18 protein-coding genes and 1 pseudogene are annotated in these 22,585 nt (G+C 71.6%); 1 reads left to right on the forward strand and 18 read right to left on the reverse strand.

Going from position 1 to position 22,585, the window contains the following annotated elements; genetic code table 11:
• Positions 1-128 precede the first annotated feature (128 nt).
• The 7 genes from ggt to Q0A33_RS11955 all read right to left on the reverse strand — a co-directional run bounded on the left by ggt (position 129) and on the right by Q0A33_RS11955 (position 7,898).
• On the reverse strand, positions 129-1,781 hold the full coding sequence (gene ggt / locus Q0A33_RS11925) for a gamma-glutamyltransferase (protein WP_291796854.1): 1,653 nt from the start codon (positions 1,779-1,781) through the stop codon (positions 129-131).
• A gap of 70 nt (positions 1,782-1,851) precedes the next feature.
• Positions 1,852-2,076: a hypothetical protein gene (locus Q0A33_RS11930; RefSeq protein WP_291796858.1), complete on the reverse strand. Its 225-nt coding sequence runs from the start codon at positions 2,074-2,076 to the stop codon at positions 1,852-1,854.
• Positions 2,077-2,089: 13 nt separating this feature from the next.
• Positions 2,090-3,724, reverse strand: coding sequence for an L-lactate permease (locus Q0A33_RS11935; RefSeq protein WP_291796861.1), 1,635 nt, complete (start codon positions 3,722-3,724; stop codon positions 2,090-2,092).
• Positions 3,725-3,892: 168 nt separating this feature from the next.
• A complete protein-coding gene (locus tag Q0A33_RS11940) occupies positions 3,893-4,936 on the reverse strand; it encodes a hypothetical protein (RefSeq protein WP_291796866.1) in 1,044 nt (347 codons plus the stop codon).
• 51 nt (positions 4,937-4,987) lie between these two features.
• Positions 4,988-5,932: a VOC family protein gene (locus tag Q0A33_RS11945; RefSeq protein WP_291796869.1), complete on the reverse strand. Its 945-nt coding sequence runs from the start codon at positions 5,930-5,932 to the stop codon at positions 4,988-4,990.
• On the reverse strand, positions 5,929-6,603 hold the full coding sequence (locus tag Q0A33_RS11950) for a response regulator transcription factor (RefSeq protein WP_291796871.1): 675 nt from the start codon (positions 6,601-6,603) through the stop codon (positions 5,929-5,931). Before Q0A33_RS11950 ends, Q0A33_RS11945 begins: the two co-directional genes overlap by 4 nt.
• A 35-nt stretch (positions 6,604-6,638) precedes the next feature.
• Positions 6,639-7,898 (reverse strand): histidine kinase, encoded by a 1,260-nt coding sequence (locus Q0A33_RS11955; RefSeq protein ID WP_291796873.1) that lies wholly within the window; start codon positions 7,896-7,898, stop codon positions 6,639-6,641.
• A gap of 470 nt (positions 7,899-8,368) precedes the next feature.
• On the opposite strand from Q0A33_RS11955, the gene Q0A33_RS11960 reads away from it, so the two are divergent.
• Entirely contained in the window at positions 8,369-9,136 is a 768-nt protein-coding gene (locus Q0A33_RS11960) for a DUF4352 domain-containing protein (RefSeq protein WP_291796876.1), read from the forward strand.
• A gap of 158 nt (positions 9,137-9,294) precedes the next feature.
• On the opposite strand, the gene gatB is transcribed toward Q0A33_RS11960, so the two are convergent.
• From gatB to Q0A33_RS12015, 11 genes and pseudogenes are all read right to left on the reverse strand, one after another.
• On the reverse strand, positions 9,295-10,776 hold the full coding sequence (gatB, locus tag Q0A33_RS11965; protein WP_291796879.1) for an Asp-tRNA(Asn)/Glu-tRNA(Gln) amidotransferase subunit GatB: 1,482 nt from the start codon (positions 10,774-10,776) through the stop codon (positions 9,295-9,297).
• Between the two features lie 10 nt (positions 10,777-10,786).
• A complete protein-coding gene (gatA, locus tag Q0A33_RS11970; RefSeq protein WP_291796882.1) occupies positions 10,787-12,370 on the reverse strand; it encodes an Asp-tRNA(Asn)/Glu-tRNA(Gln) amidotransferase subunit GatA in 1,584 nt (527 codons plus the stop codon).
• 2 nt (positions 12,371-12,372) lie between these two features.
• Complete coding sequence (gene gatC / locus Q0A33_RS11975) at positions 12,373-12,678, reverse strand: Asp-tRNA(Asn)/Glu-tRNA(Gln) amidotransferase subunit GatC (protein WP_291796885.1); 306 nt, start codon at positions 12,676-12,678, stop codon at positions 12,373-12,375.
• Positions 12,679-12,779: 101 nt separating this feature from the next.
• Entirely contained in the window at positions 12,780-13,085 is a 306-nt protein-coding gene (locus Q0A33_RS11980) for a hypothetical protein (protein ID WP_291796888.1), read from the reverse strand.
• 97 nt (positions 13,086-13,182) lie between these two features.
• On the reverse strand, positions 13,183-15,747 hold the full coding sequence (gene ligA, locus Q0A33_RS11985) for an NAD-dependent DNA ligase LigA (RefSeq protein ID WP_291796890.1): 2,565 nt from the start codon (positions 15,745-15,747) through the stop codon (positions 13,183-13,185).
• Between the two features lie 51 nt (positions 15,748-15,798).
• Positions 15,799-16,989, reverse strand: a complete 1,191-nt coding sequence (locus Q0A33_RS11990; protein ID WP_291796893.1) for a hypothetical protein — start codon at positions 16,987-16,989, stop codon at positions 15,799-15,801.
• Positions 16,990-17,214: 225 nt separating this feature from the next.
• The gene (locus tag Q0A33_RS11995) at positions 17,215-19,539 is read right to left on the reverse strand and encodes a prolyl oligopeptidase family serine peptidase (protein WP_291796896.1); all 2,325 of its coding nucleotides are present in this window, start codon (positions 19,537-19,539) and stop codon (positions 17,215-17,217) included.
• A gap of 158 nt (positions 19,540-19,697) precedes the next feature.
• A complete protein-coding gene (locus Q0A33_RS12000) occupies positions 19,698-20,168 on the reverse strand; it encodes a hypothetical protein (RefSeq protein ID WP_291796899.1) in 471 nt (156 codons plus the stop codon).
• Entirely contained in the window at positions 20,146-20,691 is a 546-nt protein-coding gene (locus Q0A33_RS12005) for a hypothetical protein (protein WP_291796901.1), read from the reverse strand. Before Q0A33_RS12005 ends, Q0A33_RS12000 begins: the two co-directional genes overlap by 23 nt.
• 245 nt (positions 20,692-20,936) lie before the next feature.
• Entirely contained in the window at positions 20,937-22,112 is a 1,176-nt protein-coding gene (gene mnmA, locus Q0A33_RS12010) for a tRNA 2-thiouridine(34) synthase MnmA (RefSeq protein ID WP_291796905.1), read from the reverse strand.
• Positions 22,113-22,260: 148 nt separating this feature from the next.
• Positions 22,261-22,585: pseudogene (locus Q0A33_RS12015) on the reverse strand (cysteine desulfurase NifS); the annotation flags it as partial.

The following is a 22,585-nucleotide window of genomic DNA, read 5'->3' on the forward strand; positions in this document are numbered from 1 at the left end:
CCCCCCCCCCCCCCCGTTTTCTTCTTCCCGCCTAAAAACCGCCCGCGGTGCTATTCCCACCTGTTCCAAACCCCCGCGGCTCGCTGTGGGCCGGCTCGCAAGTCAGCCGGAGCGCCGTACCCTGCGTCTCAGTGCCCCACGGCCTGCCCGTCCCCGCGCGGGTCCGCCCCGCCCTCGTACATGCCCGTCTCCCGGTTGACGAGGATCGCCGCCGCGTGCCCCAGCGATCCGTCCCATGCGGGTGCGATCGCGACCGGCTGCCCGCGCAGCCGCAGCTCGCGCACGGTGCCGGAGTCGATGCGGGCCTCCAGCTTCAGATCGGAGGAGTCCTCACCCCAGGTGCGCCCGTAGAGCCAGCGGGGAGCCTCGAGCGCCTGCTGCACGTCGTAGCCGTAGTCGAGGATGCGGGTGAGCACCGCCGCCTGCGTCTGCGGCTGCCCCTCCCCACCCATCGTCCCGTAGGCCAGCAGCGGCTTCCCGTCCTCCATCACGAGTGCCGGGATGATGGTGTGGAACGTCTTCTTGCCCGGTTCCAGGGTGTTGGGATGCGCGGGGTCCAGGGAGAAGAAGGAGCCGCGGTTCTGCGGGATCACACCCGTGTCCCCGGCGATGATGCCGGCGCCGAAGTCGTGGTACGGCGACTGGATGATCGAGACGACCATGCCGTCGGAATCGGCGGCGGCGAAGTAGCTGGTGTCTCCCGAGGCCGTGCGCCTCTGCGCGTCGTCGCCGCGCCGCAGCCCCGGCTTCACCGCGGACCCGTCGAGGGCGCGGGTGAGGTCGATGAGGGCGCGCCGCTCCTCCGCATACTCCTTGGACAGCAGGGTCCGGAGCGGGATCTCGACGTGCGCGGGGTCGCTGAGCCATTCGTCGCGGTCCGCGAACGCCACCTTCACCGCCTCCACGAGCAGGTGGTAGTAGTCCGCGCCGCCCTCAGGGATGCTCGCCAGGTCGAAGCCCTCCAGCAGGTTGAGGATCTGCAGCGCCGCCATGCCCTGTGTGGCCGGCGGGAGCTGGAAGACCTCCCTGCCCCGGTACGTCGTGGAGATGGGCTCCACCCACCGCGCCGTGTAGCCGGCGAAGTCGTCCGCCCGCAGCGGGCAGCCCTGCTCCTCGAGCGCCCGGGCGAAGCGCTGCGCGAACTCCCCCTCGTAGAAGTAGCCGCGTGCGCCTCCACTGGCCAGTGCCCGGAGGGTGACGGCGAGCGCCGGCTGGCGGAGGACCGCGCCCTCGCGCAGCGGCTGCTCGCCGGAGGCGAACACCTCAGCGATCCGCGCGTCCGCCCGGAGGAGGTCCCAGTCCGCAGCGACCCAGTCCGCGAGCGAGCGGCTCACCGCCACTCCGTCCTCCGCCAGCGCGATGGCGTCGTCGAAGAGCGCGCTCCAGGGCAGGCGTCCGTACCGCTCGTGGGCCAGGCGCCAGCCGTCGACCGCGCCGGGAACGGTGAGAGCGCTCAGCGGACCGCGGACGGGGATGTCGGCATGGTCCCGGTAGAACTCCCGGGTGGCGGCCGCGGCGGCCGGGCCGTTGGCCTCGAGCGCTTCCACGCCCTGGACCGCACCGCCTGCGACCAGCATGAAGCAGTCACCTCCCAGGCCGGCCATGTGGGGGTAGGCGACGGCGAGGACCGCATTGGCGGTGATCGCCGCGTCCACGGCGGACCCGCCCCGGCGCAGGGCCGCGTTGCCCGCCTCCGAGGCCAGGTAGTGCGGTGCCGTCACCATGCCGCGCGCGGCGACGACGGGCGGACGACCGGTGCGGGGAGCTGCGTGATGGGCCATGGGGATCCTCCTCGATCTCAGTGTGTGCGGGTCTCTGTCCGGGTGTGGGCCTCTGTCAGGGTGCGGGCGTTCATTCGTCCTCGTCCCCGGTCCGGTCCGTGCCGGTGAGGAAGCGCTGCAGCGGCAGCACCAGGGTGCCCAGGGCGCCGCTGGCCGTCCCCGCCCAGAGGAGGGCGGAGGTGCCGGCACCCTCGGCCTCGGCCATGGCACCGGCGCTGATGAGCGGCAGCGAGGCGAGCAGGAGCACGAACGAGACTCCCAGGTAGAAGGTCTTGCTGCGGAGCAGATGGGTCATGCGGTTTCCTCTCTCAGACATACACCATCACCACCGTGACGATGCCCGTCACCGCTGCCGCCGCCAGGGTCCACGGCAAGGTCTTGCGCAGGATGTCGCCCTCACGGCCGATGATGCCCGCCGTGGAGGCGCCCATGACCACGTTGGCAGGGCCGACGGCATTCCCGATCGAAGCTCCTGCGGACTGGGCGGCGAGCACCGTGGACACCGGCAGGCCCTTGAGCTCCGCCATGTTCACCTGCAGCGCGGAGAAGAGCACGTTGGACGAGGTCTGCGAGGAGGTGGCGAACGCCCCCACCACGCCGATCCCGTTGGCGAGGAACGCGTACACGGCCGCGGGTGCGACGGCGGAGATGCCCAGCGCCATGGTGGCCGTCTGCCCGCTGTGGTTCATCATCGAGGCCATCACCAGGAAGGTGACGATGGGGACCGAGGCCGGGATCGCGGAGGCGAGCAGACCGCGGAGCGCGCCGGGATCCTGCGTCTCCTTCTGCACCTGCCAGGAGCGGAAGTACCCGCGGGCGGAGAAGACGAGCCAGGTGACGAGCCCAGTGAACAGCAGGCCCGCTCCGGGGTGGCTGAGCGGGGCGAGCGCGGAGAAGGCGGACTCGGCCTCCGTCTCCACCCCGTATCCGGTACCCACGGCAGGGAAGGGGAAGCCCACCGTGAAGCGGCCCAGCAGGTCCGCAAGAGGGGTGATCACGGAGGTCAGCACGGCGATGACGCTGAGCAGGATGTAGGGGAAGAAGGCCATGGCCGTGGACATGGGCGGCTGGGGGCCCGTGCCCGCGGCAGAGGAGGCGAGCGCCTCGGAGGCCATGGCCGGACGATCCACGATGCCGGGCGCCGGCTCCGCGAACCGCTTCCACCGGGACAGCGGCCAGAGCGCGAGCAGCGCGGCGGTGGCCGGCAGGAAGGCCGCCAGCACGGGATCCACCAGCAGGGCGGGGAACTGCCCGAGACCCTGGATGCCGGCGAGGATGAGGACGAGCGGCCAGCCGTGGCGCACGGCGGCCCAGCGGCCGTACATCCAGACGACCGTGAGGCCGCCCATGAGCGCCGTGAGGGTGAGCATGACGGAGGACTCGACGGCGGTGGCCATCGCGGTGCCGGGATCGAGGTCCACCACCTGGAGCGTGGCGAGCCAGCCGACGCCGAGCGTGCCGAAGAACTTGGCCCACACGTGGGCGATGATGGGGATCACGACGGCGTACACGGGCTTGAGTCCGAAGGCCACCAGCAGCGGTGCGACGATCGCGATGGGTGTGCCGAAGCCGTCCACGGACTGCAGGAACGAGGTGAAGACCCAGCCCAGGGCGACGACGATGAAGAGTTCGTTGCGGCTCATCGCCGTGATCCCGCGGCGCATGGCCTCGTAGCCGCCGGAGCGCACCATGAACTGGTAGAGGAGGAGCGCCGGCCAGATCACGAGCAGGATGAAGATCGCGTCCCAGACGCCCTTCGCGCCGGCCACGCCCAGCGTCTCCGCCGGGGTGCGGAAGAAGGCAAGCGCGATCACGGCGACCACGATCACGCCCATCGCCCCGGCCTGCTGGGCGGTCCAGCGGAGCTGGATCATGAAGAACGCGAGTGCGGCGATGGGCAGCACCGCCAGGGTCCAGTGGAGCAGATCGATGGGGAGTTCCACGTACGGTCCTCTCGTCGGGTCCCTGCTCTGCGCCGAGCAGGTATTCCCATCGGAGCAGGGGACACGGCCCGTCTGCTCTGAATCTCGCACCATAGGAGAGAGCGGCCCGCGCTCTGTCGTCATCCCCGCAGCCGAGCCACAGGTGCTACCCGCCGCCCGACGCTCCGGTCAGCGCTCCGGGAGCCCCTTCGCCGCCTGGGCGATGCGGGAGTCCAGATCGTCGAACTCGTCCGCCGTCTCGTCGAGCTCCCCCAGGAGCTGCTGGATGGACTCCGCGTGGGACTCCGCCTCGAGGTTGAGATCGCGGAAGTGGGTGTCCACCACGTCGTCGCCGGCGGTGCGGGCCACCACGTCGAGCACCCGCTCCCCCATCTCACGCGTGCGCTCGGAATGGTCGAGCGCGATGAGCTGGGCGTCGAGGCTGCGCAGATGTTCGAGGTACTCGTGCATGCTCACCACCCGGTCCGCCACCGAGGCGAAGGCGCCCGCCAGTCGCCGCAGATAGGCGGCGACGCGGCCGGCCTCGGCGGAGTCGCGCATCTCCTCCAGCTGGATGCGGACCTCGCAGAGCTCCGCGAGCCGCACGCCCAGGGTGCCGATGATGCTGTCGAGGTCCACCCTCGCCACATGATCGGAGAGGACGGGATGGGTCCACGACCGCGTCGCGGCGATCCGTGCGGCCAGGGTGACGGCGAGGTGGAAGAGCCTCTGCTCGTCCGTGTCCTGCGCGGAGCGGCCTCCCGGTACGTATCCCAGGGTCGCCGGGGTGATCCACCGCGCCTCCTGAGCCTTCTGCCGGTCCTTCTTCGAGAGGCGCTTGGGGTCGCGGAGGTAGGTGGTGCCGGTGACGCCGCCGGTCACACCGGTGAGTACGGCGAAGACGCCTGTGGTGACGAGTCCGCCCGTGGCGACGGCGTCAGCGGCGAGAGAGACACCGAGGGTGCTCAGACCGGCGATGCCTGTGCTGGCCGCTCCCGCACCGGTGAGACCCTTGAAGACCAGGTTGGAGCGGATGAGGTTGCGGGTCTCTCCCGGATTGCGCAGCAGCCGCATGGGCCCCGTCTGGCGGGAGGCGCCGGTGGAGTAGCCCCGGGCGCTCCACGCCGCCCTCACCGAATGCGGGACGGAGTCCGGCACGAGCACGCGGTACACCGGCATGCTGCGTGCGCAGTGCTCCTTCCACAGAGCTCGCCACGGGTGGGATGCGGCCATGGTGTCCTCCAGCTGCTCGTCTGCTCCTCGCGCGCGGACCTCCTGCCGATTCTAGTGAGGGTTGCTGAGGGGTCCGTGGGTGCCGAAGCCGGCGATCTCGATCTTCTTCATGCCCATCAGCGCCTGGTGCGCGCCCGGCGCCCGCATGAGCTCACCCAGGTCCGCCGGGACGATCTGCCAGCTGAGGCCGAAGGCGTCGCGGCACCAGCCGCACTGCTCGTCCTCGGGGTGGCGGGAGAGCACAGCCCACAGCCGGTCGATCTCCTCCTGCCCCTCCGCCTCCACGCGGAGGGAGAAGCCGGGCGTGAACGTGAAGTCCTGCTCCACGGCGGAGTCCATCGCCGTCACCCAGAACTCCTCCCGCGGATCGTCCTGGGCCGGGCCCAGGCGGAACTCCGAGAACATGACGCCGTCCGTGGTCGCCGGCCCGGTCTGCTGCGGGTAGTGCACAGCGGTGCCGAGGCGCGACCCGGGGAAGAGGTTCGTATAGGCACGACCGGCCTCGACCGCGCGGTTCTGCGCGGGTCCGCAGAACATGAGGGCCGGAAGGAGGGTGGGCCGGGGCTCTCCGGTGGGATCGGTGAGGATGAGCTGCCAGCTCACCCCGAACCGGTCCTCCACCCACGCATACCGCGGGGAGAAGGGGTACTCCCCCAGCTCCATGAGCACGCGTCCGCCCTCGGAGAGCGCGGCGAAGAGGCTGTCGAGGTAGCCGCGCGGATCCTCCAGGAAGGCGGGGTCCAGGTTGACCATGAAGCCGGCCGCCGGGTTGGGCCGGAACTCGTCCCCGGCGTTGATGACGGAGATCCGGAGACCGTGGATCTCGAGGTCGAGGGTGAGGATCTCGCCGGCCATGTGCTGCTGGAAGTCCGGGAGGCCCTCCGTGGGATAGTGGGTGCGGTTGGTCTCACGCGCATCCCGGAAGACGGACGTGTAGAAGTCTGCGACTGCGGCGGCGCTGCCATCGGCCCAGAGGGTGGGGACTATCGCTCTCATGCACCCACGATACCGGCCCGTTCCACGAGCACGGCGACGCGAACCCGGTTGTCCGCATCCAGCTTCGCGTTGACCTTGGCCAGGTGAGTCTTCACCGTCGCCTCGCTGGAGAACGTCGCCGCTGCGATCTCCCTGTTGGACAGCCCCTGCGCCACGAGCACCGCGACCTCCCTCTCCCTGGCCGTGAGGGAGGCGACCAGCTCCGCCGCCTCGCGCCGGGCGCGCTGATCCTTCTTCGCGGAATAGGCACGGATGATGCGTCGCGTGGCCTGCGGCGCGAGGATCCCCTCCCCGCGGTGCACCGTCCGGACCGCCTCCGCGAGCTCGGCGGGCCCGATGTCCTTGAGGAGGAACCCCGCCGCGCCGGCCTCGAGGGCGCGGAACAGATAGTCGTCCGTGTCGAAGCTGGTGAGCGCCACGACCCGGGGAGGTCTGGCGCTGTTCGCCAGCCGGCTGGTCGCCTCGATGCCGCCCATGCCGGGCATCCGCACGTCCATGAGCACGATGTCCGGGAAGTGCAGCGCCGCCTGCCCCAGAGCGGTCTCACCGTCCTGCGCCCGTGCCACCACCTCGATGTCCGCGGGTGCGCGGAGGATCTGCTCGAGACCGGTGAGGACCATCGGGTCGTCGTCGACGAGCAGGACTCGCACGGCAGATGAGTTCTCAGGCATGCAGACGACTCTAGATGAGGCCGTCCGGGCTGCGCTCAACGGCCGAATGGGGGAAGCGTCACGTCCACGACGAAGAAGTCTCCGCGCGGACCCAGCTCCGACGTGCCGCCCAGCACCGCGGCGCGCTCGCGGATGCCTTCCAGGCCCGATCCCGAGCCGGAGGCGGCGAGGTCACGGTGGCCGGGGCCGGACGCCGAGGCCGGCTGCACGATCGGATTCTCCACCCGGATGCGTGCTCCGCCGCCCGCGGACACCTCGACCTCCAGGGTCACCGGAGCACCGGGAGCGTGCTTCATGGCGTTCGTCAGGGACTCCTGCGCGATCCGGTAGACCGCCCGGTCGAGGACGCTGGGGGCATTCTCCACGTCCTGGAGGATGATCATGGGCCGCACCGCGGTCCCCGTCGCCCGGACGGAGGCCACGAGCTGGGGAAGCGAACGCATCGACGCGAGGCTGGGCGGCGTCGCCTGCTCCGCGAGCGGCCCCTGCCGGCCGAGCGTGCCCTCGCGCACACCGCCCACCAGATCACGCAGATCCGCGAGCGAGGCCTTGGCCTCCCGGCGCAGCGCCGTCACCGTCTCCGCCGCATCCGGCCCCGGGCCGTTCACCTCCAGCGCACCGCTGTGCAGGGAGATAACGGAGAGCCGGTGCGAGAGCGTGTCGTGCAGCTCACGGGCGAGGAGCTCACGCTCGGAGTGGCGTGCGAGCTCCGCGGACAGCGACTCGTTCCGAGCCGTCTCCCGCTGCGCGAACGTCTCCACGTCCTTCATGCGGCGCGTGCGCCTGAGCAGGATGCCGAAGCCGATGCTCACGCCCAGTCCCACCACGCCGGCCAGGACCGTCATGAGGTTCATCGCGAGGAGCGACTCGTCGGCGAGAGGCGGAGCGCTGCGGACGAACACATTGTCCGGGTCCTCCGTGAAGAAGAGGCTGAAGGGGTTCCTCGCCACCGGGCCGAGGCACAGACGGAGCACGCCCGCCGCGACCAGCACCCCGCCCGCCGCAGCGGCGATGACCGCATGAACGCGCCTGCCCCGCACCACGAGGTGGAACATGCCCACCAGGAGCAGCACGGAATCGCTCCAGCCCGCCGCGAGCACGCATCCGGCGGCGAACGGCACCCACGGCAGCCGCGAACGCAGGAACACGGAACCCCACGCGATCGTGGTGAGCAGGAAGACGAGCACTCCCACGTCGCTCAGGCCGCCGTCCTCGTTGATGGCGGCGGGGACGGAGACGAGCCCCATCGCGGAACCGCAGATGCCGAGGACGAATACGAGGATGCCGGAACCCACCTTCCCGGCGCGGCGCAGTCCCCTCGGCGGTGCTTCTCCCCGCCTCCTGCGCTTCCGCCGCTCCGCGGAGCTCTCCGACCCGTGCACCTCCGCCGGCGAGTGCCGCACGTCCGGACGCGGTCCGGTCCGAGGCGAGGGTGAGACCGCGTGCGAGTCGACAGGCACCCCCGACGGAGGGCCCTGGCGGGGCCCCGCGGATGCGGAAGGAGGCGACTGCCGGCCGGCCGGCTGCGGTGGGAACTGCTGATCTGGCACAGACGACACCGTATCCCCGGGGGCGGCACCGGACGGTCATCCGTCCGGGTGACGATCCCAGCCGATCGGCGGCACGCGTCGAGCCTATCGGCCGATGCCCGCGGACGACTGACCGCGGAATGCTGTTCATGTCAACAGCAGCACCCCTGTGTCCCGCCACGTCGGCACGGGGGCACAGCGCTGCGAGCGCCGATCACCGTTCTTGAAGGAGCACGATGTCCGTCCCCCACAACCCTCAGCCGCCCCACGACCCGCAGCACTCCCCGAGAGCGCAGGCGCCGTCCCCAGCTCCCGGTGCGGGGTCACCCTCCCCGCAGTGGGCATCCCAGCAGTCCCAGCAGTGGCAGGCCCAGCCCGGTCACCCCGCACCCGTGCCGCAGGCGGGCAAGCCGAAGAAGCCGCTGCTGAAGCGCTGGTGGTTCTGGCTGCTCGTGGTGCTGGCGGTCATCATCATCGGCGGAGCACTGGGCGGCGGGGGCGAGGACGACGCCGCCGACACCGGCGGCGCTTCCTCCGCTGGAGCGGACGACGCAGCGGCGGAGGAAGCCGCAGAAGAGCCCGAGGCCGCCGAGGAGGAACCGGCTGCCGAGTACGGCCTGGGGGACACCGTGGTCTCCGGTGACTGGGAGGTCACGGTCAACGCGGTGGAGGAAGGAGTGGCCGAGGTGGGCAACGAGTACCTGGGGGCCAGCGCTCAGGGCCAGTTCGTCGTCGTCGACCTCTCGGTGAAGAACGCCGGTTCGACCCCCGAGTACTTCTTCGAGGACAACATCACGCTCAGCGATGAGAACGGCAATTCCTACAACTCGGACTCGGAGGCAGGCATCTACGCCGACGAGGACGCCCTCTTCCTCGAAGAGATCAACCCGGGCAACACCGCTGATGGAGTGCTCGTGTTCGACGTGCCGGAAGATGTCTCTCCCAGTCAGCTGGAGTTCCAGGGCGGCATCTTCTCCGAAGCGGCGGCCGTCTCCCTGCGCTGAGGGAACACCGCTGCTCACAGACAGAAACCGGGCCGTGGGCTTCCGGGAAGCTGCCCACGGCCCGGTCTCGCATCTCTGCTCGCACTCAGGCGCTGCACACGCCCGCGACACAGCGCACGTCCGCCGCTCGGCACCCGGCCGGGCGGCGGACGTGCGCTTCAGCCGTTGATCTTGGCGAGGATCAGCTCCCGCGCCTTGCCGGCATCCGCCTGGCCCCGGGTGGCCTTCATGATGGGGCCCATGAGCGCGCCCACGGCCTGCATCTTCCCGCCCCTGATCTTCTCGACCACGTCCGGGTTGTCCGCGAGTGCGGCCTCCACCGCGGCCTCGAGCGCGCCGTCGTCCTGGACGATCTCGAGGCCCTCGGCGGCCATGACCTCGGCCGGGGAGCCCTTCCCCTCGACCACTCCTGCGAGCACCTTCCGGGCGAGCTTGTCGTTGAGCTTGCCGGCGTCCACGAGCTGCTGCAGCTCGGCCACGGCCTCGGGCGTGGTCAGGGTCTCCGGGGAGACCTCGCGCTGCTTGGCCAGACGTGCGATCTCACCCATCCACCACTTGCGCGCGGTGTCCGGCTTGGCACCGGCCGCCACCGTCGCCTCCACCTGGTCGAGCAGACCGGCGTTGATGATGTCGCGCATCTCCAGTTCGCTGATGCCCCACTCCTCCAGCAGGCGACGGCGACGGGCCGCGGGCAGCTCCGGCAGCGCGGCGCGGATCTCCTCGACCCATTCCCGCGGCGGGGCGAGCGGCACCAGGTCCGGCTCCGGGAAGTAGCGGTAGTCGTCGGCATCCGACTTGGGACGGCCGGAGCTGGTGCCGCCGGTGTCCTCGTGGAAGTGGCGGGTCTCCTGGACCACGGCCTCGCCCTCGGAGAGCAGGTCCGCCTGGCGGGAGATCTCGAAGCGCACCGCTCGATCGATCGAGCGGAACGAGTTCACGTTCTTCGTCTCCGTGCGAGTGCCCAGCGGGGCCTCCGGGGACTCACGCAGCGAGACATTGATGTCCGCGCGGACGTTGCCCTGCTCCATGCGGGCCTCGGAGACCCCCAGTGCGCGGAAGATGTCACGCAGCGTGCGCACGTAGGCCGCCGCCACCTCAGGCGCGCGCTCGCCCACACCCTCGATGGGGCGCGTGACGATCTCCACCAGCGGCACGCCGGCGCGGTTGTAGTCCACGAGGGAGTGGTCCGCGCCGTGGATGCGCCCGGCGGAGCCGCCCACGTGCGTGTTCTTGCCCGCGTCCTCCTCCATGTGCGCACGCTCGATCCGGACCGGCACGATGGTGCCGTCCTCGAGCTCCACGTCCAGCTGCCCGTCGAAGGCGATGGGCTCGTCGTACTGCGAGGTCTGGAAGTTCTTGGGCACGTCCGGGTAGAAGTAGTTCTTCCGGGCGAACCGGCAGGACTCCGCGATCTCGCAGCCCAGTGCCAGGCCGATCCGGATGGCGTACTCCACCGCCTTGCCGTTCACGGAGGGCAGGGCGCCGGGCAGGCCCAGCGAGGCCGGGGTGGTGTTCTCATTGGGGCCGCCGCCGAAGGTGTTGGGGGCGGCGTCGAACATCTTCGTCGCCGTGCCCAGCTCCACGTGCACCTCGATGCCCAGCACCGGGTCGAACTTCGCGACTGCGTCTTGGTACTTCATATCTGCTTCCTCAGGCGTTCGTGGCGGTCGCGGCAGCGGCCTCGGAGGAGTACGTCACGGGGGCGCTCTGCCAGACCGGTGCGCCCCGGTCCGCGGAGACGAGCGCCTCCACGCCGGCGCCCACCGTGTAGAGGCGGGCATCCTCGCGGGCGGGTGCCAGGAGCTGGAGGCCCACGGGCATCCCGTCCGCCAGGCCGGCGGGCAGGCTCATGCCCGGGATGCCGGCGAGGTTGGCCGGGATGGTCGAGGCATCTCCCAGGTACAGGGCCATGGGGTCCCCGGACTCCTCCTTGCCGAACGGCAGCGCCGTGGTGGGCGCGGTGGGCGAGACCAGCACGTCCGCCTGCTCGAAGGCCGCGGCGAAGTCACGCTGCACGAGCGTGCGCACCTTCTGCGCGGAGCCGTAGTAGGCGTCGTAGTAGCCGGCGGAGAGCGCATAGGTGCCGAGGATGATGCGGCGCTTGACCTCGTCGCCGAACCCTGCGGCACGCGTGGCGGCCATGACGGTCTCCGCCGTGATGGGTCCGGACTCCGGCTCCGCCCGCAGGCCGAACCGCATGCCGTCGTAGCGGGCCAGGTTCGAGGAGACCTCGGACGGCATGAGCAGGTAGTAGGCGTCGAGCGCGTAGGACAGCGACGGCATGTCGATCTCGACGATCTCCGCGCCCGCCGCCTGGGCGAGCGCGAGTGCGTGGTCGAAGGCGGCCTGCACGCCGGCGGCGTAGCCCTCACCGGTCAGCTGCTTCACCACACCCAGACGGGTGCCCCTGAGCGAACCGTCCTGGGCACCGACGGCGGCCGCTGCGAGGAAGTCCGGGACCGGCTCGCGCAGCGACGTCGAGTCGTGCGGGTCGTGGCCGGCCATGAGCTGGTGGAGCGCGGCGGCATCGGCCACGGTGCGTCCGATGGGCCCCACCTGGTCCAGGCTCGAGGCCATCGCGATGATGCCGTAGCGGGAGACGGAGCCGTAGGTGGGCTTCACACCCACGGTGCCGGTGAAGGCCGCCGGCTGGCGGACGGATCCGCCGGTGTCCGTGCCCACGGACAGCGGTGCCTGGAAGGCCGCCGCCGCCGAGGCCGCCCCGCCGGAGGAGCCGCCGGGCACCGTGTCCGTGTTCCAGGGGTTGCGCGTGACGTGGAAGGCGGAGTGCTCCGTCGTCGCGCCCATCGCGAACTCGTCGAGGTTCGTCTTGCCCAGGACCGGCAGGCCCGCGGCCTTGATCTTCGCGTAGACGGTCGCGTCGTAGGGCGGCACCCAGTCCGCCAGCATCTTCGAGGCCGCGGTGGTGCGGATGCCCTCGGTGACGACGAGGTCCTTGAGGGCCACGGGAACACCGGCGTAGGGGTGGAGCTGCTCTCCGGCGGCGCGGCGGCGGTCCACGTCAGCAGCGGTGGCGAGCGCGACGTCCGGGGTCACGGTGAGGAAGGATCCGATCTGCTCCTCCGTGGCCTCGATGCGGTCGAGGTGGGCCCGGGTGACCTCCGTGGACGTGTACTCGCCTGCGGCCAGTCCTGCGGCGAGCTGCGCGGCGGTCAGGGAGGTGAGCCCCGTGCCGCCCTGTGCGGCGCCGCTCTGGGGGTTCGTCTCGCTCATGCTCACTCCTCCCCCAGGATCTGCGGGACGAGGAACTTGCCCTCGTCCGAGGCCGGTGCGCCGGCCAGCGCCTGCTCCGCGGTGAGGGTGGTCCCCACGACGTCCTCACGGAGGACGTTGGTGAGCGCGATGGGGTGGCTGGTGGCCGGCACGTCGTCCGTCGCCACCTCGGACACCCGCGCGACGTGGGACAGGATCTCCTCAAGCTCCCCCGCCGTGCGCTCCAGTTCTTCGCTCGTCATGGCGATCCTCGCCAGCTCAGCCAGGTGCCTGACCTGCTCAGCGGTGATCGCGGCTGATTCCGCCATCCTCACCCCATCTGTTCGTCCGTACTGGTCCGCAGGACAGTCTAGTTGCTGGCCCGCCTCGCACCGGCACGCACGGCTGTGATCTGGGGAGGAGCCTCAGCTCAGACGGCGATGGCCGCCGCGTCGCGCTCGCCCAGGATGTAGGAGCCCAGGTCGTCGCTCACGCGGTGCGCGGCCTCCCAGGAGATGTCGCCCGCGGCCGCGGCGGCCAGGAGCTCCGCGCGGACGCCGTCCGCCCGTGCCGTGGGGCTGTCCTCGTCGAGTTCAGCGGCGCTCTGGACGGCGGAGGACTCCGCGGCGAGTCCGGCGGCACCGTCACGCTGGAGCGTGGTTCCGAGTGCGGCGGCCCCCACCGTCGAACCGACGGCGAGAGCCGCGGAGATGAGGAGACGCGTTCCGATGTTCATGCGCCCCACTCTCCCACCCACTGCTGAATGAGAGGCAGGTCGCCGCTGAATGAGCGCTGAGAGATCAGCCCGCGGACTCCTCGCTCCGGCGCTCGACTCAGCCGGCGCCGGTGCTCTCCCCTGCGACAGCTGCCTCGCCCTTGGCGGACTCCTCGCCCTCCTCCGCCGCCGGTCCGTGGGCGAGCAGCTCCAGGAAGGCCTGTTCGTCGAGGACGGGCACGCCCAGCGATTCGGCCTTGGTGAGCTTGGACCCCGCCTTCGCACCGGCCACCACGTAGTCCGTCTTCTTGGACACCGAGCTCGCGGACTTCCCGCCGGTCGCACGGATCGTCTCCGCGATGCCGTCGCGGGTGAAGCTCTCCAGGGAACCGGTGGCCACCAGCGTGAGCCCGGCGAGGACCTGCCGGCGGGCGGCCTCGGCCACCACCGCGGCCGCGGGCTCCGCGACGCCCTCGATCTCGCCCACGAGCGCCGCCGCAGCCTCCGGGTCCGTGCCCGCGTCGCCGCCCGCGCGCGGACCGGCAGAGCCCGGCGCACCCCCGCGCAGCACGCCGTCGTCCATGACCACCCCCGCGGCCTTCCACCGCTCGACGATCTCCACGTGCCAGTCGACCTCGAACCACTCCAGGAGACTGGTGGCGATGACCTCGCCCACGCCCTCCACCGCCGCCAGCTCCTCGACCGAGGCGGCGCGCACGGCCTCCATGGAGCCGAAGGCCGCCGCGATCTCCCGTGCCGCGGCCGGACCCACGTGCCGGATCGACAGCGCCACGAGGACCCGCCAGAGCGGGTTGCGCTTGGCCTTCTCGAGCTCTTCGAGCAGCGTGAGCGTGTTCTTGCGCGGGCGCGAGGGGGTCTTCACCTCACCGCGGCGGGCCTTCGTCTTGTACAGCTCCGGCCGGGTCCAGAAGTAGGGGACGAGCTCCGAGCGCTCCTCGCCGTTCTCGCGGACCGTCTGCTCCGTGAGCACCCCGCGCAGGTCCTCGGCCGTGAGGTCGAAGAGGAAGGCCTCGGAGGTGAGCGGCGCGGCCACGCCTCCGGCTGGGTCCGCGTCCGGAGCCCCGCCGTCCGCGGGTGAGGTACCGGCTGCGGCCTGAGCCTCTGGCGCGGCCTCGGCCCCGGACTCCGCCCCGCCGTCCGCACGCGGATCATCCCCGGCACGGATGTACTGGTCCGGCTTGGTGAGCGCGTAGGCCGCCTGCTCCCCCAGTGCCTCGATGTCCAGCGCGGAGCGCGAGGCGAGGTAGATGACGCGCCCCACCAGCTGCTCCGGACAGGAGCGGGCGTTGGGGCAGCGGAGGTCCTTGTCCCCGGCCTTCTGCTCGTAGAGCTCCGCACCGCAGGCGGGGCACGTGTCCGGCATGACGAAGGGACGCTCGGACCCGTCGCGCTGATCCGCGACCGGCCCCAGCACCTCGGGGATGACGTCGCCGGCCTTGCGCAGCACCACCAGGTCGCCGATGTACACGCCCTTGCGCTTCACCTCGTGCGCGTTGTGGAGGGTGGCCCGCTCCACCGTCGAGCCGGCGACGAGCACCGGTTCCATCACGGCGTACGGCGTCACCCTGCCGGTCCGGCCCACGTGCACGCGGATGTCCAGCAGCCGGGTGGTGACCTCCTCCGGCGGGTACTTGAAGGCCGTCGCCCAGCGCGGTGCCCGCGAGGTGTATCCGAGCTCTTCCTGTGTGTGGAGGTCGTCGACCTTGATGACCACCCCGTCGATCTCGTGCGTGACGGAGTGGCGGTGCTCCGCGTAGTGCTCGATGTACTCGATCACCTCGTCCGGGCCCTCGCACACTCGGTAGTACTCGCTGATGGGCAGCCCCCAGGCCCGCAGCTGCTCGTAGACCTCGGACTGCGTCTCCGGCTCCGGGTGGGAATCGTCCGCGGGGATCCAGGCGGCGATGCCGTGGACCAGCATCCGCAGGGGTCGCTGAGCGGTGATCTGCGGGTTCTTCTGCCGCAGGGACCCCGCGGCCGCGTTGCGGGGGTTGGCGAAGGGCTTGTGGCCGGCCTCCACGAGGGCCGCGTTGAGCTCTGCGAAGCGCTCCACGGGGAAGAACACCTCGCCGCGGATCTCCACCTGGGCAGGCGGGTGCTCCGCGTCCAGGTGCTGCGGGACGTCCGCGAGCGTGCGCACATTGGGGGTGATGTCCTCGCCGGTGGTGCCGTCGCCGCGGGTCGCCGCCCGCACCAGCTCCCCGTCGCGGTAGAGCAGGTTGACCGCCAGGCCGTCGATCTTCAGCTCCGTGAGCCACCGGGTGCCCTCCGGGACCGCATTGCGCTCGCGGGAGAACCAGGCGCGCAGCTCCTCGTGGGAGAACACGTTGTCGAGGGAGTACATGCGGGCCACGTGGTCCACGGCCTCGAACGTCGTGGTGTCCACGGACCCGCCCACGTGCTGGGTGGGCGAGTCGTCGCGGCGCAGCTCCGGATGCCCGGCCTCGATCTCCTCGAGCTCCCGGACGAGGGCGTCGTAGTCCGCGTCCGGCACCGGCGACTCGTTCTGCTGGTAGTAGGCCTCGCGCAGCTCCTCGATCCGCGCGGTGAGGTCATGGACGCGGCGGGCGAGCGCATCGGCGTCCTCCGCCTTCGCACTCTCCACGGCGTCCGCGGGCACCTGACCGTCCCCGTGGACCGGGTTCTCCGACTGACCGCTCATCGCTCGTTCTCCTCGTGTAGGTCCGCGCTCGCTCGTGTTGCTCCGCGCCGGTCAGCCGGCCTGGTCCGCGAAGGCGCGGGCCAGGGACTCCGCCATCCGCAGGTGCCTGCGGCTGCGCTCCGGGCCCGCCTCCTCCGGCAGCAGCGGGTGGGCGCCCAGGGGCAGCTCGTCACCCGTGAGGATACCGAAGCCCGAGAGACCCTCAGGGCTCATCCCCACCGCCTCCCAGGGTTCGCGCACCGCCTGCACCCAGGCGCTCACGCATTCCGGAGCGGCGGCCGCCTCCGGCGGGATCCGCAGCCACAGCTCACCGCCGGCCTCCGTCCACTCCGCGAGCTGTTCCCAGCGCCTCACCGCGCGCGCGTTCTGCGGGCCGCGGACCGCCGCCTCGCTCCGCGGGACCTGCGGCTCCGGCCGGTCCTGTGAGTCCTGCCGGTCCTGTGGATTCTGCGGACTGCGCAGTGTGCCCCCGCGCGCGAGGCCGCCCACCGCCAGCGCGGACACCCCTGCCTCCCGGGCGAGCCGGGTGTGGGGGATCTCCTTGCCCGCGATCCGCACGGAGTCCGCTCGGGGCAGGGAGAGGAGCGTGTCCTCGCCGGTGCGGGCGACGAGCGAGCGGAGCGCCGCCGTGACCTGGGCGTCCGGCACGGCGGGCAGCGTCCGATAGCCGGAGACCGTGGGCACCGTGCCGGTGAGCACAGCGTCGAGCTCCTCCTCGACGAGACGGACGCGGACGCGGCCTCCGGTGAGCGCGGACAGCCGCGAGCGGAACTGACGCAGGCCCTCCGCATAGGCCTGGATGACGTCCCTGCGTGCGCCGGCATCCCCCAGCACCGGCGCTTCGTCCGGCAGGCCCAGTCTGCGCACCAGCGTCCAGGGCCCCGGTGCGGAGAGGAGCACCGGCAGGCCGGAGCGCTCCGCGTACTCGCTCAGCGCGTCCACGGCCCGGCCCAGGCGGGAGGCCTCCCGGCGCGAGTCGAGGGCGCGGGTGCCGGTGGCCGCCCGGGCACCCAGCAGCCTCCACCCCGCCGGGCCGATGTCCACCGGCAGCTCCAGCAGCAGCTGTGCGGCGAATCCGAGCGCATCCACGGCCCACCGCGTGCCGCCCGCAGCCGGCTGCGCCATGAGCGGAAAGGGTATGGGAGGAGCGTCAGGCGCTCCCTCCACCGCCGTGACGGAACGGGAGACCGCCTCGCGCGGGTCCTCGTCCGCCCAGATCCCCGTCGTGGAGAACATGCTCATCGCAGCACTCGTCCCTTCCCGTGTCATCGTGTCCGCCGGCATGTGCCCGGCCCGTCCCGGCGCACACGCCATTCAACCAGCAGGTCCGGACACCGCTGCACATCGGACGGCGCCCGGGGTGAGCCACGCGCTGCACCCTCCGGCAGACCTGCCTCACAGCACCCCGCAGATTATCCGCCCTGCGCCTGCCCTCCCGCCGCGCTCCAGCGCCTGTGCGCGGACCACTCACCCGTGTGCGGCAGCGGCGCCGCCCGCACCGCCTCTCCCGCGGCCCTGCAGGACAGACCTGACAGAGCCCGGGGCGGCGGAGAATCCCATGATCGCAGCGCAGAACGCATATCCGTACGTCACGGCCGCCGCGTCCGGTGCGCTCCCCTGCGCCAGGAAATGGAGGGAGAAGGGGAGGCCGGCCCTGCGCAGATCGGCAGCGAGCGCGTGAGCGGTCTCCGCCGAGGCGGCACCCGCCTCACCCCACAGGAGCGCGACCGGGCGCTGCGGCCCCTCCCCCGCAGGCGCCTCGGCGGCGGGCGCAGCCTCCTGCACCACACCACAGGCGAAGGGCGTGTCCGGGTCAGCGAGCGCTCGCAGCGCAGCCACTCCGCCGAGCCGAGCACCCCACACGGCGATCCGGTCCGCGTCCGCCCGCCCCTCCGCCGCGAGGCCGCGAGCCACAGCCAGCAGGTCCTGCACCTCCCGCTCGCCCTCGAAGCCGCGCAGATCGTCGCGATACGCCCTGCCGAAGCCGGAGGAGCCCGTGCCGTTCACCACCGCCACGCCCATCCCGCGGGAGGTGAGGTAGGCGATCTGCGGATGCACTCGCGGAACCGCCTGGTCCGCCGGATGGTCATGCGCTCGCACGACGAAGGGAGGCGCTGTGTCCGCAGGAGCCCTGTGATCCCCGCTCCGCGGCGGGTAGATCACCACCGGCACCCCGCCCACCGTGTCCGCGAACGGCAGCGGCACCCAGGGGCTGAGGGAGCCGGGGGCGGCCTCGAGCACCAGGGGGACGAGCTCACCGGAGACGAGGCTGCAGAGGTAGAGACCGTCCGCCCTGCGTCCGCCCCCGCCCGTCACCAGCGCGAGACCGCGCTCCTCGTCCAGATCCTGCAGCCGCAGCCAGTCGAGGTCACTGCCGATGGCCCGCACGTCACCGGTCTCCGGATATGCCCACAGCAGCGCCGCGGTGCCGTTGCGCCACTGCGCCAGCAGCCGCCGGCCTCCTCCCGCAGGCAGGAACCACCGCTCGCCGAGGCTGCGGAGCGGGCCGCCCACGCCGTCCTCTCCCAGCAGCGGGGGCAGCTCCGGCGCGGAGTCCGTGCGGCGGAGCCTGCGCTCCTCATCCGCCAGCGCCTCCCGGATCGCCTCGTCCGGGAGCAGGGGCACCGCGTCCGCCAGCGGCACCCCGGGCTCTCCCGAGGCGCGGGCGAAGGCCGCCTTCGCATCCATGAGCACAGGACGCCAGGTGGCGCGCGAGTCCTCCGTGAAGACGATGCTGCGGCCGGACACCCACTCGGGCTGGAGCGCCGTGGCATCTGGGTGCCTCCAGATCTGACGCGCATGGGCCGGAGGGAATTCCGGCTCCGGCGGGAGACTCACGGGGGGCCGGGGTGCATGAGTCGCGGATGCGGGCAGATGACTGAGCGAGGCGGCGAAGAGCGCGGTCTCCTCCCAGGGCGTGCGGGGCGGGTCCCACCCCGCGAAGAGCAGCAGCGACCGGTCCGGTGAGAGCCTGGGCCAGGCGACGAAGCGCGTGGGAGCCTCGACGAGGAACTGGGGCGGGTGCGTCCCGGTGGGGTCCAGCCGCACGACGGCGACGGAGCCGGCGCGGGGATCCTCACGGACGGCGAGGAGGACCCCCTGCGTGACGGTGAGGTCGCCGTAGCGGAACGGTCCCGGACGCTCTGCGGATCCGGGGCGGGGTTCCTCGCAGTGCGGCGCAGATGCACCGTCCGGCAGGAGCAGCGGTATGGGCAGGGGCACGCCGGTGCGCACGTGCTCCTCGATCGCAGAGCCGCTGAGGGCGCGGAGCCGCTGTGTGCCCGCGTCGACCCAGACCACGTCGCCCGTCCCCGGCATCACCGCCCATTCGCCACCGGCCTCCGCTGCGGGCGCGCCGCAGACCGGAGTGGCAGCGCCGGCTCCTGCGGTGGGAGGGCCGGCGGCCACCACGCGGAGCGCGGATCCCACATCCATGCCGGCGGGAGTGAGGCGGATGGGCGCGGTGTGATCGACGAGCGAGGTCCAGAACAGCGCAGTCCCACGTGCACCGGAGCGCGCAGCGTCCGCGCCGGCAGTGCCGGCGCCCGCGACGCCGGAGTCCGCAGGGCCGGAGCTCACAGTGCGGGAGCCTGCAGCGCCGGAGTCCGCAGGGCGCTGCGTGAACCACACACCGGGGCGGCCTGCCACCGCCCCGAATCGCCCCTGGCCCACCGTGGCGGACCAGGTGCTCACGACCTCCTCGTCGATGGGTGATTCCCAGGAGCCGTACGGCACGATCCGCACGCCGGGATCCTGCTCCGGGCCCCCTCTGCCCTCAGTGTGTGCGCTCACGCGGCCTCCGCTCGGTCGGCAGCTCTCGCGGTGCTGCCCCTCACCACCCCATTCTCTCGCTCCGCGGCCCGGCGATCCACTCTCACCGCGATGCTCCACCCGCTGTCCGGCCGCCTGCCTTCCGCATGGAGTCCATGTGTGCAGCCCCCACATCGCGTCTAGTCCGCCGCTGCGCTCTCCGTCATCATCGCGTGCCTGATCTGCAGGAAGACCTTGGCACGGAACAAGTCGCTCCACCGGAGCCGGTACACGCAGTAGCCCAGGTTCCTGATCGCGTACTCCCGTTCCCGCTCCGCCCTGAAGGAGTCGTCGCGGTCCCTGCCGCCAAGGGTGTACTTGGCCTCCCCGTCGACTTCGACGACCACCTTCGACTCACGGTGCAGGAAGTCCACGCGCGCCGTCTCCTCCCCCTGCGCGCCGACGATCCGCGCCTGCGGTTCGAAGCCGCAGAGCCCGTACTCCAGGAAGCGCACGGCGCACACGGACTCAGCCGGAGACTCCCGGAGCGGGTCCGACAGGACGAATGCCGCATCTGCCGCGGAGCGGAATCGCAGCGGCACCTCCCGCGCCGTGAGCTCACGGAAGGAAGCGATGAGGGCCGGCTCCTCACGGAAGGCGCTGTCCAGCATGGGAACGGAGAGGAGCAGAGGATGATCCCGCGCGACGTCTGCGACGTGTCCTCACCCGGGTCGTGACCCGGTAGCCGCCGTTCACCTCCCGCTGGTCGGGCGGAACCTCTCTGTCCCAGATGCGCCACCCCGCACGGCGCCGTGCCCTGCCCGCCTGCACCGCTTCCACGGTGGTCCCCGGCACCGTCACCAGGGGCAGGTCGTGGATGAGTGCCGCGCTCAGGTGCGAGAACACCGCACCGGGAGGCAGATCCTCACGGCGGGTGGCGATCTGCCTGCGCAGCGCCTCCGTCTCCCCGCGCAGTCCGCCCTCCTCACGCGCCAGCGTCACCGCCGGATCGCCTGCTGCGGCGTGCAGAACACTGTGGGCAGGATCCTCACACAGCTGAGAGAGGGTGTAGCGGCCGCGCCGCACCCGTACCAGGCAGCAGCGCAGTGCCCGCCGGAGCTCCTTCTCCCGTATCCCCATCGCCGTGAGCTGATTCCTGTGCAGAATGAGGTACATGGCATCAAAATGCATCATTCCGCATTCATCGACAAGACCTGTATGCCCATCTGTGGACAGAAGTGACACGTCCGTGAATGCCACGGCACCTGTGACACAGAGTGACCACACCCGCTTCTCGCCTGGACACCCGCCTTTCTACGAAGAGAAGCGGGTGTCCAGGCGAGAACTGGGTGCCAGCCCGGAAAGAAGCGGGCGCGCGGAGGAAGAAGCGGGTGCCTAGGCACATTGCGGGCGTCACACCGAAGAGAAGCGAGCGCGCCTCAGGCGTGGACGGTGCGGTCGATCGTCGCCTGGCCGAGCACGCGCGTGCCGCGGTAGACGACCATCGTCTGGCCCGGAGCCACCCCGGTGAGCGGCGTTTCGACGCGGACGCGCAGCACCTGACCCGCCGGGCGCGGGCGGGGGACGACCGGGCCCAGGGGGTCGGCTTCGGCGGCGGGAACCTCCTCGCGCACCTCTCCCAGCCAGGCGCGCGCGGGAACCGGATCCGCGTGCGCGCGGATCTGCACCTCGCAGTCGATCCCCGTCTCCTCGGTGGCACCCATGTCCGCAGGCGGCCGCCCCGCCCAGCTGGTGCGGATGCCCTCGAGCTCCTCGATCGCCAGCGAGGCGCGCGGGCCCACCGTCACGGTGTTCTCCCGCGGATCCACCCCCACGACGTACCGGGGCTTCCCGTCCGCCGCCGGCTTCTCGATCCCCAGACCCTTCCGCTGGCCGACCGTATAGGTGGTCGCACCCTCGTGCTCGCCGAGCACCTCGCCGGACTCGTCCCGGATGAGGCCCGGGCGCATGGGAATCTTGTCCGCGAGCCACGCCTTGGTGTCGCCGTCCGGGATGAAGCAGATGTCGTAGGAGTCCGGCTTGTTCGCCACGGGGAAGCCGCGGCGCTCCGCCTCCGCCCGCACCTCCGACTTGGAGGCCGAGGCCCCGATGGGGAAGTAGCAGTGCGCGAGCTGCTCGGCGGTCAGCACTCCCAGCACGTAGCTCTGGTCCTTGTTGAGGTCCGCACCGCGATGGAGCTCCGGAGTGCCGTCGGAGGCCGGGACGATCTCCGCGTAGTGCCCCGTCGCCACGGCGTCGAAGCCCAGAGCCAGCGCGCGGTCGAGAAGCGCGGCGAACTTGATGCGCTCGTTGCAGCGCATGCACGGGTTGGGGGTGCGGCCGTTGGCGTACTCGGCGATGAAGTCGTCGACCACGTCCTCCTTGAACCGCTCGGAGAAGTCCCAGACGTAGAAGGGGATGCCCAGCTGGCCGGCCACGATGTGCGCGTCACGCGAATCCTCGATGGTGCAGCAGCCGCGTGAACCCGTGCGCAGGGTCCCCGGCATCCGCGAGAGCGCCAGATGCACTCCCACCACCTCATGGCCGGCGTCCACGGCGCGGGCCGCCGCCACTGCGGAGTCCACGCCTCCGGACATCGCCGCGAGGATCTTCATGAGCAGGGCCCCTTCCTGGGGTGTGTACGAGTCGGCCGGTCTGCACAGACGGCGCGGCAGGCATGGGCGGCGCAGCAGGTGCACCCCGCACGGCGGGCACCGCCTGCAGTCCACCCGCACACCGCGGGCGCCGCACCCTTCGCGGGTGTCATTCCGCCCACCGCGGCGTCGCCGACACCATACCCGCCTTCCTCGCTCGCGTCACCACCTCCGGCAGCACGGCCAGCAGCCGGTCCACCTCCTCCTGCGTGGTCTCCGGCCCCCGGCTGAAGCGCTGGGTGGAGCGGGCGTCGTCCTCGGAGAAGCCGCAGGCCAGGAGCACGTGGGAGGGGCGGGAGACCCCGGCCTGACAGGCCGAGCCGGTCGAGGTCGCGAAGCCCTCCATGTCCAGCAGATAGAGGAGCGAGTCACCCTCGCAGCCGGGGAAGATCACATGCGCATTGGCCGGCAGGCGGGTGGGCCGGCCCGTCTGC

Source organism: Brevibacterium sp. (assembly GCF_022712115.1).
Taxonomy (GTDB): domain Bacteria; phylum Actinomycetota; class Actinomycetes; order Actinomycetales; family Brevibacteriaceae; genus Brevibacterium; species Brevibacterium salitolerans.

What these genes read in the sequence shown, in the direction of transcription:
- ggt (WP_291796854.1), bottom strand. Translation starts at nt 1,781, where the DNA reads ATGGCCCATCACGCAGCTCCCCGCACCGGTCGTCCGCCCGTCGTCGCC.
- Q0A33_RS11930 (WP_291796858.1), bottom strand. Translation starts at nt 2,076, where the DNA reads ATGACCCATCTGCTCCGCAGCAAGACCTTCTACCTGGGAGTCTCGTTC.
- Q0A33_RS11940 (WP_291796866.1), bottom strand. Translation starts at nt 4,936, where the DNA reads ATGGCCGCATCCCACCCGTGGCGAGCTCTGTGGAAGGAGCACTGCGCA.
- Q0A33_RS11945 (WP_291796869.1), bottom strand. Translation starts at nt 5,932, where the DNA reads ATGAGAGCGATAGTCCCCACCCTCTGGGCCGATGGCAGCGCCGCCGCA.
- Q0A33_RS11950 (WP_291796871.1), bottom strand. Translation starts at nt 6,603, where the DNA reads ATGCCTGAGAACTCATCTGCCGTGCGAGTCCTGCTCGTCGACGACGAC.
- Q0A33_RS11960 (WP_291796876.1), top strand. Translation starts at nt 8,369, where the DNA reads ATGTCCGTCCCCCACAACCCTCAGCCGCCCCACGACCCGCAGCACTCC.
- gatB (WP_291796879.1), bottom strand. Translation starts at nt 10,776, where the DNA reads ATGAAGTACCAAGACGCAGTCGCGAAGTTCGACCCGGTGCTGGGCATC.
- gatA (WP_291796882.1), bottom strand. Translation starts at nt 12,370, where the DNA reads ATGAGCGAGACGAACCCCCAGAGCGGCGCCGCACAGGGCGGCACGGGG.
- gatC (WP_291796885.1), bottom strand. Translation starts at nt 12,678, where the DNA reads ATGGCGGAATCAGCCGCGATCACCGCTGAGCAGGTCAGGCACCTGGCT.
- Q0A33_RS11980 (WP_291796888.1), bottom strand. Translation starts at nt 13,085, where the DNA reads ATGAACATCGGAACGCGTCTCCTCATCTCCGCGGCTCTCGCCGTCGGT.
- ligA (WP_291796890.1), bottom strand. Translation starts at nt 15,747, where the DNA reads ATGAGCGGTCAGTCGGAGAACCCGGTCCACGGGGACGGTCAGGTGCCC.
- Q0A33_RS11990 (WP_291796893.1), bottom strand. Translation starts at nt 16,989, where the DNA reads ATGAGCATGTTCTCCACGACGGGGATCTGGGCGGACGAGGACCCGCGC.
- Q0A33_RS12000 (WP_291796899.1), bottom strand. Translation starts at nt 20,168, where the DNA reads ATGCTGGACAGCGCCTTCCGTGAGGAGCCGGCCCTCATCGCTTCCTTC.
- Q0A33_RS12005 (WP_291796901.1), bottom strand. Translation starts at nt 20,691, where the DNA reads ATGATGCATTTTGATGCCATGTACCTCATTCTGCACAGGAATCAGCTC.
- mnmA (WP_291796905.1), bottom strand. Translation starts at nt 22,112, where the DNA reads ATGAAGATCCTCGCGGCGATGTCCGGAGGCGTGGACTCCGCAGTGGCG.